Genomic DNA, 14751 nt, shown 5'->3' with positions numbered 1-14751 from the left:
TCTTGACCAGGTTGGCTGGTTAAGTTATACTTATTTTAGAATGGTATTACGCATGGAGGATTTTATATGTCTTATATCGCCACTATATCCTCGAAAGGTTGGGTGGTTATACCCAGGGAGCTTCGCGAACGGTACGGAATTCGTCCCGGGGGAAAGGTACTTTTTACAGAAAGCGAAAGCGGTCTAACCATCGTGCCGTTACCCGAAGACCCAATCAAATCATTCAAGGGTATTTTTAAAGAATATCCCCTGGTGGATGAATTACTGGAAGCCCGAAAGGAAGAGGTCGCTCGTGAAGAATTACGTACTGGACAGCTACGCGATACTGGCGTACTTCCAGAATGAAGCCGGGGCTGACGACGTGGAAAAACTGCTGGTGGAAGCGGCGGCCGGGAAGGCTGCCCTGTTCATGTCGGTGATCAATTATGGTGAAGTAGCCTACATAATCCAGCGGAAAGCCGGCAAGGAGAAAAAATACCTGTTCCTCTCGATAATGAACGCACTTCCCATTGAGATAACCAGAGTTGACAGGGAATTCGCCCTTGGCGCGGCGGACATTAAAGCCGAACGTGCCATTTCATTCGGAGATTGTTTTGCCCTGGCTCTGGCACGCCACGTCCGGGGAACCGTGGTAACCGGTGATCCTGAGTTTGAGAAGGTCGGAGATCTGGTTCCGATCCACTGGTTACCCCGGAAAAGTAGGGGCCGTTAAGCTACTGGTTTTCCGGTGGGCGGACAAACCCGCCTTCATAGTTTTATTACCGGTTTCAACCAGCCGCCAGTAGGGCTTCCGGACCCAGAGGACGGATTTGATTAAATCCTGTTCTGGCATCGCTTTTAACTTGTGGAAACAAACTAATAAATGTTATACTAGAAATGTTATCCTCTGTAAAAACATGAGCAGGAGTGACGGAATGATACCTAAGGAAAAATTCTGATTTCATGTTAAGGAAGAGTGACCATGGCCAGTAAAACCCGCTTTTGCTGCCAGGAATGCGGACACTGCACCCCCCGCTGGCTGGGTCGCTGTCCTGAATGCGGGGCCTGGAATACCCTGGTGGAGGAGGCGGTTGCCGGGACAAAGCAGCGCCCCGGGCGCGTAGCTGCTCCCACCCCCCTTCCCATTACTCAGATTTCGCTGGATGAGGAAGAACGCTTTTCCACCGGTATCGGGGAACTGGACCGGGTTCTGGGTGGCGGTGTTGTGCCTGCCTCCCTAATTTTGTTGGGGGGAGATCCGGGAATCGGCAAATCCACTCTCCTTTTACAGGTAGCCACCAGTGTAGCCGGTGCTGGCCGGGTGGTGCTTTATGTTACCGGCGAAGAGTCGGTCCAGCAGGTGCGCTTGAGGGCCTTCCGCCTGGGTGTAGAATCCAGCCGGCTGTACCTTCTGGCGGAAACAGATATAGATGCGGTAGAAAACAGCATCAGGTCCTTGAAACCCGCCCTGGTAATCGTGGATTCCATCCAGACCATGCATAAGGTCGATTTTGGTTCGGCTCCGGGCAGTGTGGGACAGGTGCGGGAGTGCGCCACCCAGTTAATGCGCCTGGCCAAGGAAACGGGAGTAGCCATTTTTCTGGTCGGGCACGTAACAAAGGAAGGGCTCCTGGCCGGCCCCCGCGTTCTGGAGCATATGGTGGATGCGGTACTTTATTTTGAGGGGGAAAGACACCAATCCTTCCGCATATTGCGGGGTGTGAAAAATAGATTTGGTTCCACCAACGAGATTGGCGTTTTTGAAATGAAAGATGATGGTCTGGTGGAGGTTGCCAATCCTTCTTCCTTGTTTATGATCCAGCATCCCGCCGGGCCGGTGGCCGGGGCAGTGGTGGTCCCCACCCTGGAAGGAACAAGGCCGCTTTTGGTGGAGATACAGGCTCTGGTGTCGCCCACAGGCTTTGGCAATCCCCGGCGCATGACGGCGGGGGTGGACTACAACCGCGTAATCCTGATCATGGCCGTGCTGGAAAAGCGGGTCGGCCTGCACCTGGGCAGTTATGACGCCTATGTCAACGCGGTGGGAGGGGTGCGCCTGGTAGAGCCGGCGGTGGATCTGGGCATAGCAGTGGCCCTGGCTTCCAGTTTCCGGGATCTTCCCGTGAACTGCCGCCTGGCGGTGGTGGGGGAAGTAGGCCTGACGGGGGAACTCCGCCCCGTCACCGGGATAGAGAAAAGGGTTCAGGAGGCAGCGCAGCTTGGTTTTACCCACTGCCTGCTGCCCCGGGCGAATTTGGGCCAGGTGGATCCGTCCCGGGTGGGAACCATGAACGTTTGGGGGGCTCAAACGCTGTCCGAAGCCCTTGAAATAGCCCTGGAACAATGAGGGGTGAAACCTTGAAGGAGGAACGCGTGGAAGACAGGCTGTTACAGTTACTGCGTACCGTGGCTCCCGGTACCCCTTTGCGGGAAGGCCTGGAGAATATCCTGCGGGCGAAAACGGGGGCGCTCATCGTTATTGGCGACTCGCCGGAAGTGATGGAGATTGCCGAAGGGGGGTTTGCCGTCAACGCGGAATTTACGCCGGCCAACCTTTATGAGCTGGCCAAGATGGACGGGGCCATCATTTTAAGTTCGGATTTAAAGCGGATTCTGGCGGCGAACACCCAGCTCATTCCCAACCTGAGCATTCCCTCCACCGAGACCGGAATCAGGCACCGTACGGCCGAGCGGGTGGCCAAACAAACCGGTGCCCTGGTTATTTCCATTTCCCAGCGTCGTGGAGTGATTACCATCTACAAGGGGAATTTGAAATATGTATTGCGGGATGTGGGGGTAATCCTGGCCAAGGCAAACCAGGCCATTCAGACCCTGGAAAAATACCGGTCGGTGCTGGACCGGGTGGTGACGGAATTAAGCATCCTGGAGTTTGAAGAGGCGGTGACTCTCTTTGATGTGAGCCGGGCCATTCAGCGTGTGGAGATGGTGCTGCGGGTGGTCAAGGAAATTGAAAAGTATATCAGTGAACTGGGTGTAGAGGGCAGGCTGATCACCATGCAGCTGGAGGAGCTGGTGACCGGCGTGGAACATGAGGGTCTTTTGATTATTCGTGATTATGCGACGGCCACGGATAAGCCTCCGGGTACCATTCTGGCCATGATCAACAGCTGGCCGGCGGAGGATCTTTTGGACCTTTCCCTGATTGCCCGCGCTCTGGGTTATCCCGGGAGCGCCAGCATCCTCGATCAGAGCGTTTCGCCCAGAGGGTACCGCATTCTGGATAAAATCCCCCGCCTGCCCCTTCCGGTAATTGAGAACATGGTCAAGGAGTTTGGCTCTTTGAAAAATATTCTCAATGCCAGCATTGAAGAACTCGATGCGGTGGAAGGCATCGGGGAGGCGCGGGCCCGCTCCATTAAGGAAGGGCTGGCCCGTTACCGGGAACAGCTCCAGGAGCGCCATAACTAAAAAAGGCGCCCAACGCCTTTTTTAGGCCAGATTGTATATACCTAGAATGCGCAGCTGTTTTTGTTCCTTGGTCACAATATCGTCCAGATTTAAATCAAGCAGGTGGCAAAGGGCCGCCAGGTAGAACAGACAGCGCCCGATGGCGTTTTCTACCGCTTCCCGGCATTCCTCGCACATTTCCCCCGCCAGATGTGATTCCAGCAGATGGCGCAGGTCGGCCAGCGTGGCTTCCGGGGGAATTTCTTTTTTACGGGCGTTTATTCTCAGACATCCACAACTGGTAACCGTTTTAATCACTGCCCGGTTCAGGCGGGCGTTTGCTTCCTGGGTTTTGGCCAGGACATCCAGTACACTGCGGTTGCAGACCAGCACTTCCGAAACCGTGCGCTGAAAGTCATCATAGACCACATTTTTGATCAAAACGGTACCACTCCTTTGTAAAAATGGCCCTTTTTGATAATTATACCCACCGGGGACTTGTCCTGTCAAACCAGCAAAAAGGTAGACGGACCGTTACGGTAACAGGTTAGAACGTTACCTCCAGGAAGGCCGGGCCTTTCAAGGAAACCAGGAGTTACGTGCGTGCTATGAGCGGGCCTTCCCTCCTGGAATCCGTGATTTTGGAGGCCATGGATTATTAACTTGTCAGACAACTTCAGTGGCGTTTAGCACAAAGATGCTTTCGGCTATAATGTTTAGCACAAAGATGCTTTCGGCTATAATAAAGGCAATCTTGGGGTGACAATTCATGAAAAAAAATGAAAAAATTATCAAGCAACTAATTAAGTTGCTGGGTCAAGAAAAGGTCTATTCTTCTCTGGAAGATTGCCTGTGTTATTCCTACGACGGCACCTTTAGAACAGGCGTTCCTTCGGTAGTTGTGCGCCCTTCCTCTACCCAAGAAGTGGCCTCGGTAATGAAGTTGGCTTCTCAGGAGAACATTCCCGTAGTGCCCCGGGGGGCCGGGACTGGTTTGAGTGGCGGTGCGGTGCCGGTAGAGGGAAGTGTCGTGATTGATTTGACCTCGATGAACAGGATTATAAAAGTGGACCCGGCGAACATGTTGGCAGTGGTGGAGCCTGGTGTGGTTACCGCGCACCTGCACAAAACGGTAGAAGAAATGGGACTCTTTTACCCGCCCGATCCTTCCAGTGCCAATGTTTCTACCATTGGCGGTAACATCGCTGAATGCGCGGGTGGACCGCGGGGGTTAAAGTATGGCGTTACCCGGGACTATGTCCTGGGATTGGAAGTGGTTTTGGTTAGTGGGGAAGTGATTAATTGCGGGGGCGAAACCATAAAAAATGTCAGCGGGTATGACTTGTGCAGACTCTTTGTAGGTTCCGAAGGTACACTGGGTATTGTTACCCGGGCTTTGCTTCGCCTAATCCCAAAGCCCGAAGCCAGGCGTACTATAAGGGCGGACTTTAAAACTATTGAGGAAGCTGCCGAAACCATAACGGCCATACTCTCTGCGGGTGTTATCCCTGCGGCCTTAGAAATCATGGACGACGTGACCATACGTTGTGTGGAAAATTACCTGCGAGTTGGCTTGCCGCTTGATGTGGAGGCTATTCTTCTTATAGAAGTAGATGGGCCAGCTCTTTCCCTTCCGGAACAGGTAAAAACCATTGCCGCCCTGTGCCAGCAATATGGGGCTGCAAGGGTAAGGGTGGCGGAAACAAAAGAGGAAGAAACAGAGCTGTGGAGGGCAAGAAAGTCCGTATCCCCGGCGGTGGTACAGGTTAAACCTACCAAGATCTCGGAAGACGCTACTGTTCCCCGTAAAAATGTTCCAGCTTTAATTAAGGCCATCAAGGAAATTGCCCGGAGGTACAATTTGGACATAGTTATTTTTGGCCATGCCGGTGACGGTAACTTGCACCCCAATATTTTGGTGGATAAAAGTAACCCGGAAGAAATGGAACGTGCTGAAAGAGCTATTGCAGAAATATTTCAAGCAGCCCTTTCCCTGGGAGGGACTCTTTCCGGAGAGCACGGCATTGGACTTCTCAAAGCTCCGTTTCTAGAGGTGGAATACGGCCAGTCAGGTGTGGCATTAATGCGCCGGATTAAGGAAGCTCTGGATCCGCAGGGTATTTTAAACCCCGGTAAAATTTTTGGGGGGTCAAGAAATTGAGTAATGAAGCAAAAGCCGTCAAGGACCAGGTAAACCGCTGCAGCAAGTGCGGGTCGTGCCGTGAAGTATGTCCCGTTTTTATTGAAATGAATAGCGAACCGTGGGTGGCCAGGGCGAGGGTGCAGCTTGCCAGTGCTGCTCTTGAACACCAAGTTGACTTTTCCCATCGTTACAAGGAAATTATGGAAAGCTGCCTTTTGTGTAAGGCATGTGTTGCCCATTGTCCAAACGGTGTACGGGTAGATAAGCTTGTGCTTTGGGCCAGGCAGGAAGCAGTAAAAAGGCAAGGCCTGGCTTTTATCAAAAAGGTACTTTTGCACAATATTTTACGTTATAATTACCGGCTAGACCTCATGGCCAAGATACTGGCAGCTTACCAGGCAACAGGCATACGCTTAACTCCTAAGGATAACCTCTTGCCTCATTTTCGCACGGCTCCTTTTCGACGGTTGTGGCATCCCAGGGAGTTAAAACAACCATCTCTAGTGGTAGCCTATTTTACCGGTTGTATGACCCAATACGTGTACCACCAAACCGGCCGGGCCGTATTGCACGTATTGGAGGAAAACAACGTACAGGTGGTTCTTCCTGAGCAATGGTGCTGCGGTATGCCTGCTCTAGCAGCAGGCGATTTGCAGACCGCCCGTGCGCTGGCTGAGCGCAACGTGGAAAGCTTAACGAAGGCCGGGGTTGACTACATCATTACCGATTGTGCCAGTTGCGGGGAAATGCTAAAAGGTTATGGCCAGTTGCTGGGTAATGATATGGCGCGCAAATTTAGCGGCATAGTTCAGGATGTTTCTTTCTTTCTTGTGCATACAATTGGTTTCCGGCACCCGGATAAAAAAGTGCCCCTGGTCGTCACCTATCACGATCCCTGCCACTTAAAGAGGGGGCAGGGAACCTGGGCCGAACCGAGAAAAATTCTGGCCGGCATTCCCGGCCTTACTCTTGTTGAGATGGCTGAAAGTGATCGCTGTTGTGGTTCGGCGGGTTCCTTTGGCTTTACTCACTATGACCTTTCCATGAAAATACTGCAGCGGAAAGTTGAAAATATTAGAGCCACTGGAGCCCAAGCAGTGGCAACCGGCTGCCCTTCCTGCCGCTTGCAAATTGAATGTGGCCTAGAGAAAGCGGATATTTCCGTGCCCGTGGTGCACACGGTGGAACTGCTGAGCCGGGCTTACGGCTTGGAGATGGAAGGAGAGGCAGGTTTGATCAAAGGAGATAAATCCTCAATGAAAGGGGTTTGAGGAGATGAATTTGCCTCGTTTTGCCAAGATAAAGCAGGAGCTTCCCCGCCCGGTTGTCAGCGATATTCCCTCAAAAATAATAAACGAGCTGGAAAAAATTAACTTAGGGTTAAGGATAAAGCCGGGACAGAGAATTGCTATAACGGCGGGAAGCAGGGGTATAAGAAATATTTTAGTCATTTTGAGGACTTTAGTAGAAGCGGTAAAAGCAGCCGGCGCGGATCCCTTTATTGTGGGTGCCATGGGAAGCCATGGTGGGGGAAGCGCAGAAGGACAGGAGAAAATTTTAGCCAGCCTGGGCATTACCGAAAAAAATGTGGGATGTCCAGTACTGACCACGGCAGAGGTAGTGGAAATTGGAAGGACATCCCGAGGAGTTAAGGTTTTTTGTGACATTAATGCCTGGCAGGCCGATGGCATTATAGTTTGCAACCGCATCAAACCCCATACTACTTTTCACGGGCCAGTGGAAAGTGGTCTTGTAAAAATGATGGCTGTTGGATTAGGGAAAAAAGAAGGGGCATCTTTTATTCACCGGGTGGGTCCGGATAAGATTGCTTCTGCGCTCCTGGAAATTGGGGAAATTTTCTTGCATTCGAAAAAGGTTGTTGCCGGCGTGGGGATTGTTGAAAACAGCTACGACGAAACTGCCCTAATTCAAGCAACGTTGCCGGAAGATCTCATCCAGACGGAAATGTGCCTTTTAAAAGAGGCCTACCGGTTAATGCCTCGCCTGCCAGTGGAAAAACTCGATTTTCTGGTGGTCAAGGAAATGGGGAAAAACATAAGCGGCACGGGTATGGATGTCAACGTAATTGGGAGGATGAGAATAGCAGGGGTGCCTGAACCAGCAAAACCTCTTGTTGCCAGGATTGTGGTTCTTGATTTAACGGAAGAGTCCCACGGTAACGCGACCGGAATTGGCCTTGCGGATATAACCACCGAACATTTGGTGAAAAAAATAAACCGGGAGGTAACCTACCTTAATTGTTTGACCAGCGGGAACGTTCAAAGGGCTATGCTTCCCATAATTATGCCCGATGATCAAAAGGCAATTGAAGCGGCCATCAAGAGCCTGGCAGCAGGAGATCCTACCGGTTTAAGAGGGGCAATAATAAAAAATACCCTTGAGCTGGAATACCTCTGGGTTACCGAAAATTTGGCCGAAGAGCTTATTCAAGGAGGACAGGTGGAACTTGTCGACCCGGTACGCCCCTTAGATTTTCAGGATGGATTTCTTGTCCTTGATGTATGAGGGAATTGCTTTGTCTATTAATGAGTTGGCAGGCTCTGGCCACCGGTTGCCAGGTGGCCGTGTAAACCCATTTTGACTACAAAAATCTGACATTCACGCTGCCAAAATTGCTGTTGACACCGTATGGCAGCTATGCTAAAATTATAGTTTCTTGACAAAAGCCAGGCCCCGTGTTATAATAATACCAGGGCAAAGTTTTAGTTTAAGGGGGTCCGGCGTTGTTTAAAGTTGGTGATAAAGTCGTGTACCCCATGCACGGGGCAGGGATCATCGAAGCCATTGAGGAAAAGGAAGTCCTGGGAGAGAAGAAGCAGTATTATATTTTGCGCCTACCCGTGGGTGATATGAAAGTAATGATTCCCATCGCCAACTGCCGGGAGGTTGGCCTGCGGGAGGTTATAGACCGGGCAAGCGTTCCCAAGGTAATCAATATTCTCAAGGGAAAAAGTACCGCCATGTCCTCCAACTGGAACCGGCGCTACCGGGCCAACCTGGAAAAAATGCGCAGCGGTGATATATATGAGGTAGCCGAAGTGGTGCGCAACCTGGCCAAACGGGAGAAGGAAAAAGGCCTTTCTTCCGGGGAAAGAAAAATGCTTGAAAATGCGCGTCAAATACTAATCAGTGAGCTGGCTCTGGCTACCGAACTGGAGGAAGAAAAGGCCCAGTCCCTGGTGGACAGCGCTTTCGCCTGATACACGTCAGTGATTACTGGCGTGTTTTTTTTACAGGTAAGATTCTCCATTTTTTAGTTGAAGTGGCTGTCCCATGGGACTATAATATAAGTGTCAGCAGTGCTAATAATAAACAGCAAAAGAGAAAGGGAGGTGAAGATATTGCTCAGGCGCATTATTTTTTTTCTGCTGATCGCCCTCTTTTCGGCATCCGGATTTTATTCGGGTTTGCTCATCCTGGATAAGGGTCTCTTTTCCCTTCCAGCTGGTTTACCCCAGCTGAAGTTTGGTATCCTGGCCCTGAGCACCCTGGTCGGGCTGGTTCTGGGATTAGTGCTGACTTCTCCGATTATCCGCGGGGCGCTGCGCTTGACTTCTTTCCTGGAACAGCGCCTTTCCAGGACACCGACCCAGGACCTGGTCATGGGTTCTGTGGGCTTGATTATTGGACTCATAATTGCTAATTTATTAGGTTCAATTCTTTTCGTTCTGGGGCCTTTGGGCAGGTTAATCTGGATCCTGGGTACGCTGCTTTTAGGCTACCTGGGTATGAGTGTGGCCGTGAAAAAGCGGGAGGAATTGCTGGGCCTTTTCAGCAATTTTCCCCGTTTCGGCAAGGAAAAGGTTTCCCGGGCGGAAAACCGCCAGTCCAATTACAAGCTGCTGGACACCAGTGTGATCATAGACGGCCGCATTGCGGATCTGGTTGAGAGCGGCTTCATCGAAGGCACCCTTCTGGTCCCCGCCTTTGTGCTGGAGGAACTGCGGCATATTGCCGATTCCCCGGACGTGCTGAAGCGCAACCGCGGCCGTCGGGGCCTGGATATCTTAAACCAGATGCGCAAGAATTCCCCGGTCAAGGTGCAGATTATCGACAACGTACGGGGCCTGGATGATGTGGCCGAGGTAGACTCCAAGCTGGTTAAGCTGGCCCAGCGGTTGGGGGCCAAAATAATGACCAACGATTTTAATCTGAACAAGGTGGCCGAGCTTCACGGCGTGAAAGTGCTCAATATAAATGAACTGGCCAACGCCATCAAGCCGGTGGTTCTGCCGGGAGAAGAGATGACCGTGCAGGTGGTGCGGGACGGCAAGGAGGCCGGCCAGGGCGTGGGCTACCTGGATGACGGCACCATGATCGTGGTGGACGGGGGCAAGAAATATATGGGTCAAACCATCAGCGTGCTGGTAACCAGCGTTTTGCAAACCGCAGCCGGACGGATGATCTTTGCCCGCCCCCGGCAGGAACAGCGCCAGGAGGCACAAAATGTGCGGTACAACGGGGTGAATGCCCTTGGATAGTGTTTTTGGCGTGGTGGTGGCCGCGGGACGATCGGTACGGATGGGGCAGGGAGTAAACAAACAGTTCCTGCCCCTTTCCGGTTTGCCGGTACTGGCCCGGAGCCTGCGGGTTTTTGAAGAGGCCGTGCCGGTCAAGGGATATGTTCTGGTAGTGGCAGAGGGTGAGGTAGACCGCGCGTCCCGGCTGGCCTGTCAGGAATGGGGCTGCCGGAAGCTGCTGGCGGTGGTGTCCGGCGGCGAGCGGCGGCAGGATTCCGTGCGCAAGGGGCTGGAGGCCCTGCCGGCGGAAGCGGAGATAGTGCTCGTTCACGACGGTGCCAGGCCGCTGGTGGGGGTGGAAGAGCTGGTGGCGGTGGCCTCCGAGGCCGCCCGCTGGGGGGCGGCCACCCTGGCCGTGCCTGTGAAAGATACGGTCAAAGAAGCCGGTACCGATGGCTTTGTGGTGCGCACCCTCCCCCGGGAGGTACTGTGGCTGACCCAAACCCCCCAGGGCTTCAAGTGTTCCCTGCTCCGGGAAGCCCACCGGAGGGCGGAGGCGGAAAAAATTTCGGCCACCGACGACGCTTCCCTGGTGGAGGCCCTGGGCCACCGGGTGAAGCTGGTGCCCGGCTCCTACCGGAACATCAAGATCACCACCCCTGAAGACTTAGCCGTGGCAGAGGCGCTGCTCGAAATTGAACCTGCGACGACAGGCCAGAATAGGTGAAGCCGGGCGCACAATAAACGTGCCCGGCTCCGCGGTGTTACCGGCATTGTCTCTAAAGCCTGTCATGTGGAGGTGCGTAGCAGGTAACAGTGAACATGACGCTAATTGCCCAAATTGTAAATTTCATAATTTTAGTGGCCGTTGCCTTCGCTGCAGTTTATTTTATCGTCAGAATATTACTTAGAGAATTTCATAAGCAATCGAAGGCTGCGGGGATTTCCACGCCTCTTGCTCCTTTGCGGGTGGGTTTGGGATATGATGTGCACCGGCTGGTTGCCGGTCGCCCCCTGATCCTGGGGGGGGTAAACGTGCCCTTTGACCGGGGGCTGGAGGGCCACTCCGATGCCGACGTACTGGTCCATGCCGTTATGGATGCCCTCCTGGGTGCATCCGGTCAGGGGGATATCGGCCGCCATTTTCCCGATCATGATCCCCGGTATGCCGGCATTTCCAGTCTTGTGCTGCTGGAACAGGTGGGACGGTTGCTGGCGGAACGGGGCTACAGGGTGAACAACGTCGATGCCGTGGTGGTGGCCCAGGCACCCAGGCTGGCCGGTTACATTCCGGACATGGTGCAGCATATCGCCCATGCCCTCAATATCGATGCGAAGTGCGTGAACGTAAAAGCTACGACCACCGAAGGGTTGGGATTTACCGGTACGGGTGAGGGAATAGCGGCTTACGCTGTGGCCACCATCGTTTCTCCCTGACGGAACAGCCGGAAAGCTGGTATAGTTCGTAATTCAAACATCTCGTTGACAAACTTTACCACCCAAACCGGGTGTTACGATGTAAGTGCTGGTTCCTCAAATAGTTCCTGCCTGTACCAGTTGCCGGTAGACTTCTGCCACTTGCCTTCTGGTTTCTTCCAGGTCGCCGTCGTTATAAATGACAAAATCGGCCCACTTCATTTTTTCGCCCAGGGGAGCCTGGGCGTTAATTCTTTTCAGGGCCTCATCCCGGTCGAGACCCCGGGCTAAAAGCCTTTGCAGCTGCACTTCGGGGGAAGCGTAGACCACAATGATTTTGTCCACCAGGTGCCCGGTTCCTGTTTCGATCAACAGGGGAATTTCTTTAATAATCACTGCCCGGGGATCCCCGGCTAAAATTTCTGCGGTAATTTTTTGATCCTCTTCAAAAACTGCCGGGTGAACGATCCGGTTCAACCGCGCCAGCTTTTCCGGGTCGTCAAAAACCAGGCGGCCCAGCTTTTTACGGTTGATGGTTTGGTCGGGGTTCAAAACTTCCACCCCGAAAAACCTGACGATTTCCTCCCAGGCCTTCAACCCCGGGCGCGTTACCTCGTGGGCCAGGACGTCAAAATCGATGACGTGGGCTCCCAGTTCTTGGAACAACCTGGCTACCGTACTTTTGCCCGTGGCAATGCCGCCGGTAAGACCTGCGATCATCTCCCACTACCATCCTTTTCCCCTGTCACGGCCATGAAGGCGGCCGTGCCGGGCAAAAATCCCGCCCCCGGTTGTTCGAACACCGGGGAAAGGCGCTTTTTCTACGTCATTATTCTAACCCCGCGCGAACGGCCCGGCAAGGCCCCGATTACATTCAAAAGTTGCCTCTCTACCGGCCCGGTGATATAATATGGGTCGAATAATGAGGTTTTAAAAATCTCTTAAAGCAGAGGAGGACTATTTTTTGTCCGGCGTCAGAGTAAGATTTGCCCCCAGCCCCACCGGCCCGCTGCATATCGGGGGGGCTCGTTCGGCTTTGTTTAACTGGCTGTTTGCCCGCAATCAAGGCGGCACTTTTATTGTGCGCATCGAGGACACGGATCTGGAGCGTTCTTCCCGGGAATCCGAGGAAAACATCCTGGCCGCTTTGCGCTGGCTGGGCCTCGATTGGGACGAGGGGATTGAAGTGGGCGGTCCCCACGGCCCTTACCGGCAGACGGAGCGGCTTCCCATTTATCAACGTTATGCCCGGCAGCTTTTAGAAAGCGGGTGGGCCTACCGCTGTTACTGTACCGAAGAGGAGCTGGCTGCCGAGCGGGAAGCCCTTTTGGCCCGGGGCGAGATGCCCCGCTATAGCGGCCGATGTCGTCACCTGTGCGAGGAGGACAGGCGCCGTTTGGAAGCCGAGGGGCGCCGGCCGGTACTGCGTTTCGCGGTCCCCTCCGGGGAAACCATAACCGTGCAGGACCTGGTCCGCGGGGAAGTATCCTTTGATGTTGACGGCATCGGCGACTTTATTATCGTTAAGTCCGACGGCATTCCCACCTACAACTTTGCCGTGGTGGTGGATGATCACACCATGGGCATTACCCATGTCATCCGGGCGGAGGAACACCTGTCCAATACGCCGCGGCAGATTCTCCTTTACCGGGCCTTCGGCTGGCCGGTGCCGCAGTTTGCCCACGTTTCGCTGATCCTGGGCCAGGACCGCACCAAGATGAGCAAGCGGCACGGAGCCACTTCCATCGAGCAGTACCGGGAGATGGGCTACCTTCCCGAGGCCCTGGTCAACTTCCTGGCCCTTTTAGGCTGGTCCCCCGGCGGCGAAGAGGAAATCTTTACTCTAGAAGAGTTAAAACGGCAGTTTTCCCTCGAGCGGGTGGCCAAAAATCCAGCCGTTTTTGACCTGGACAAGCTTAACTGGTTGAACGGCCACTACATTCGTCAAAGCCCCCTGGAGCGGATTACCGATCTGGCCATACCCTTTTTGCAAAAGGCCGGTTATATTTCAGGCGAGGTAACTCCGGAGCAGTACCAATGGTTGAAACAACTGGTGGCGGCCGTACGGGATTACCTGACCAACCTGTCCGGGATTACCCGGCACGTGGACATTTTCTTTGCGCCGGAAGTGGAGCCGGAAGATGAAGAGGCCCGCGCTGTGCTGGCCGGGGAGCAGGTTCCCCGCGTCCTGGCCGCCCTGGCGGAGAAAATCAGATCGGCAGACGGATTGAATGAAGAAACTGCCCGGAGCATGTTGAAAAAGCTGCCCAAGGAACTGGGTTTGGGTGCCCGCAAAGTTTACCTGCCCATCCGGGTGGCCCTCACCGGCCGGACCCACGGTCCGGAACTTTACCAGGTCATCCCCCTCCTGGGCAAGGAAAAGGTGCTGGCCCGCCTGGCCCGGGCAGGTTAATTGTATCTATGCTCCGGTCTGCCACCTGGAGGTTGGGGTTATGTTCAAGCAGCTTAAGCGTGACATACAGGCGGTATTTGAACGGGATCCGGCGGCCAAAAGCCTTCTGGAAGTGCTGCTCTGCTATCCCGGCCTGCATGCCATTATCATGCACCGGATAGCCCATTTCTTTTACCGGAAACGGCTCTTCACCATTGCCAGGTTGATTTCCCATATCTCCCGCTTCCTCACCCAGATTGAAATTCACCCCGGGGCCAAGATCGGCCAGGGACTGTTCATTGACCACGGAGCCGGGGTGGTCATCGGGGAAACGGCGGAAATTGGCGACAACGTGACCATCTACCAGGGAGTAACCCTGGGGGGAACGGGGAAGGAAAAGGGCAAGCGCCACCCCACCATCGGCAACAACGTGGTGATCAGCGCCGGCGCCAAAATTCTCGGCTCCTTTACTGTCGGGGACAACTCAAAGATCGGTGCCGGCTCGGTGGTGCTCAAGCCCGTACCTCCCAACAGCACCGTGGTGGGGGTGCCCGGCAAGGTAGTCATCCAGGACGGCAAGCGGGTGGATTCGGCGAGCGTGCCGGATATTGACCTGCGTCACGACCTGCTGCCCGACCCGGTGGCGGAAGTAATTAACTGCCTGATGCACAACATTGAGCGCCTGGAAAAACGGGTCCTTGAACTGGAGAAAAAGCTGGCGGACAGCAAGCCGGCTGAACCATTAAAGTCCTGTGACGCCTTGGTGCAGGGCGCCTTTTCCCGGCCAAACGAGTCGTGAGGGGGCGGTACGCCGGTCCTGAAACGAAGCGCTGTGAGCCCGGGACCGGCGTACAGGCCGCTACATAGGTACTGTCGCAAAACCAGAAACGAAACGGGCGGCGGTCGTCCCTTAAGGAGCGACTTATCTCACA

At 54.0% G+C, this 14751-nt stretch carries 15 protein-coding genes; 13 read left to right on the top strand and 2 right to left on the bottom strand.

Annotated features, from left to right (window positions below):
• The first annotated feature begins 66 nt into the window (after positions 1-66).
• From G7K71_RS17240 to disA, 4 genes are all read left to right on the top strand, one after another.
• The gene (locus G7K71_RS17240) at positions 67-345 is read left to right on the top strand and encodes an AbrB/MazE/SpoVT family DNA-binding domain-containing protein (protein WP_013824161.1); all 279 of its coding nucleotides are present in this window, start codon (positions 67-69) and stop codon (positions 343-345) included.
• Positions 293-712, top strand: coding sequence for a type II toxin-antitoxin system VapC family toxin (locus tag G7K71_RS17235; protein ID WP_166349073.1), 420 nt, complete (start codon positions 293-295; stop codon positions 710-712). The genes G7K71_RS17240 and G7K71_RS17235 overlap by 53 nt, the downstream gene beginning before the upstream one ends.
• Positions 713-961: 249 nt before the next feature.
• Positions 962-2326: a DNA repair protein RadA gene (radA, locus tag G7K71_RS17230; protein ID WP_166349071.1), complete on the top strand. Its 1365-nt coding sequence runs from the start codon at positions 962-964 to the stop codon at positions 2324-2326.
• On the top strand, positions 2323-3408 hold the full coding sequence (disA, locus tag G7K71_RS17225; protein WP_013824157.1) for a DNA integrity scanning diadenylate cyclase DisA: 1086 nt from the start codon (positions 2323-2325) through the stop codon (positions 3406-3408). Before radA ends, disA begins: the two co-directional genes overlap by 4 nt.
• 21 nt (positions 3409-3429) lie before the next feature.
• Here disA and G7K71_RS17220 read toward each other — a convergent pair whose 3' ends face one another.
• Positions 3430-3825, bottom strand: coding sequence for a hypothetical protein (locus tag G7K71_RS17220; protein ID WP_041283608.1), 396 nt, complete (start codon positions 3823-3825; stop codon positions 3430-3432).
• A 331-nt stretch (positions 3826-4156) separates the two neighbouring features.
• Between G7K71_RS17220 and G7K71_RS17215 the strand changes: the two genes are divergently transcribed.
• The 7 genes from G7K71_RS17215 (at position 4157) to ispF (ending at position 11448) form a co-directional block, all read left to right on the top strand.
• Positions 4157-5548 (top strand): FAD-binding oxidoreductase, encoded by a 1392-nt coding sequence (locus G7K71_RS17215; protein ID WP_166349069.1) that lies wholly within the window; start codon positions 4157-4159, stop codon positions 5546-5548.
• On the top strand, positions 5545-6801 hold the full coding sequence (locus G7K71_RS17210; protein ID WP_166349067.1) for a (Fe-S)-binding protein: 1257 nt from the start codon (positions 5545-5547) through the stop codon (positions 6799-6801). The genes G7K71_RS17215 and G7K71_RS17210 overlap by 4 nt, the downstream gene beginning before the upstream one ends.
• A 4-nt stretch (positions 6802-6805) precedes the next feature.
• A complete protein-coding gene (locus G7K71_RS17205; protein WP_243175080.1) occupies positions 6806-8056 on the top strand; it encodes a lactate racemase domain-containing protein in 1251 nt (416 codons plus the stop codon).
• Positions 8057-8274: 218 nt separating this feature from the next.
• Positions 8275-8751, top strand: a complete 477-nt coding sequence (locus G7K71_RS17200) for a CarD family transcriptional regulator (RefSeq protein WP_013824152.1) — start codon at positions 8275-8277, stop codon at positions 8749-8751.
• 141 nt (positions 8752-8892) lie between these two features.
• The gene (locus G7K71_RS17195; protein WP_166349065.1) at positions 8893-10032 is read left to right on the top strand and encodes a PIN/TRAM domain-containing protein; all 1140 of its coding nucleotides are present in this window, start codon (positions 8893-8895) and stop codon (positions 10030-10032) included.
• Positions 10019-10738 (top strand): 2-C-methyl-D-erythritol 4-phosphate cytidylyltransferase, encoded by a 720-nt coding sequence (gene ispD, locus G7K71_RS17190; RefSeq protein WP_207713022.1) that lies wholly within the window; start codon positions 10019-10021, stop codon positions 10736-10738. Before G7K71_RS17195 ends, ispD begins: the two co-directional genes overlap by 14 nt.
• 95 nt (positions 10739-10833) lie before the next feature.
• Positions 10834-11448 carry a 2-C-methyl-D-erythritol 2,4-cyclodiphosphate synthase gene (ispF, locus tag G7K71_RS17185; RefSeq protein ID WP_313885036.1) on the top strand — a complete coding sequence of 205 codons (615 nt, stop codon included), beginning with the start codon at positions 10834-10836 and terminating at the stop codon, positions 11446-11448.
• 96 nt (positions 11449-11544) lie between these two features.
• On the opposite strand, the gene coaE is transcribed toward ispF, so the two are convergent.
• Positions 11545-12147, bottom strand: a complete 603-nt coding sequence (gene coaE / locus G7K71_RS17180; protein WP_166349061.1) for a dephospho-CoA kinase — start codon at positions 12145-12147, stop codon at positions 11545-11547.
• Positions 12148-12391: 244 nt separating this feature from the next.
• Here coaE and gltX point away from each other — a divergent pair, with 244 nt between their 5' ends.
• Complete coding sequence (gltX, locus tag G7K71_RS17175; protein ID WP_166349059.1) at positions 12392-13840, top strand: glutamate--tRNA ligase; 1449 nt, start codon at positions 12392-12394, stop codon at positions 13838-13840.
• 40 nt (positions 13841-13880) lie between these two features.
• Complete coding sequence (cysE, locus tag G7K71_RS17170; RefSeq protein WP_013824146.1) at positions 13881-14618, top strand: serine O-acetyltransferase; 738 nt, start codon at positions 13881-13883, stop codon at positions 14616-14618.
• Positions 14619-14751 lie beyond the last annotated feature (133 nt).

This window comes from Desulfofundulus sp. TPOSR, from assembly GCF_011393055.1.
GTDB lineage: Bacteria > Bacillota > Desulfotomaculia > Desulfotomaculales > Desulfovirgulaceae > Desulfofundulus > Desulfofundulus kuznetsovii.
This window is presented reverse-complemented; position numbering and strand designations above follow the sequence as displayed.

Bases quoted from the DNA above. Each gene is read 5' to 3' on its own strand.
- coaE (WP_166349061.1), bottom strand. From the start codon at position 12,147: ATGATCGCAGGTCTTACCGGCGGCATTGCCACGGGCAAAAGTACGGTA.
- ispD (WP_207713022.1), top strand. From the start codon at position 10,019: ATGCCCTTGGATAGTGTTTTTGGCGTGGTGGTGGCCGCGGGACGATCG.
- ispF (WP_313885036.1), top strand. From the start codon at position 10,834: ATGACGCTAATTGCCCAAATTGTAAATTTCATAATTTTAGTGGCCGTT.
- G7K71_RS17240 (WP_013824161.1), top strand. From the start codon at position 67: ATGTCTTATATCGCCACTATATCCTCGAAAGGTTGGGTGGTTATACCC.
- radA (WP_166349071.1), top strand. From the start codon at position 962: ATGGCCAGTAAAACCCGCTTTTGCTGCCAGGAATGCGGACACTGCACC.
- G7K71_RS17205 (WP_243175080.1), top strand. From the start codon at position 6,806: ATGAATTTGCCTCGTTTTGCCAAGATAAAGCAGGAGCTTCCCCGCCCG.
- disA (WP_013824157.1), top strand. From the start codon at position 2,323: ATGAGGGGTGAAACCTTGAAGGAGGAACGCGTGGAAGACAGGCTGTTA.
- G7K71_RS17215 (WP_166349069.1), top strand. From the start codon at position 4,157: ATGAAAAAAAATGAAAAAATTATCAAGCAACTAATTAAGTTGCTGGGT.
- cysE (WP_013824146.1), top strand. From the start codon at position 13,881: ATGTTCAAGCAGCTTAAGCGTGACATACAGGCGGTATTTGAACGGGAT.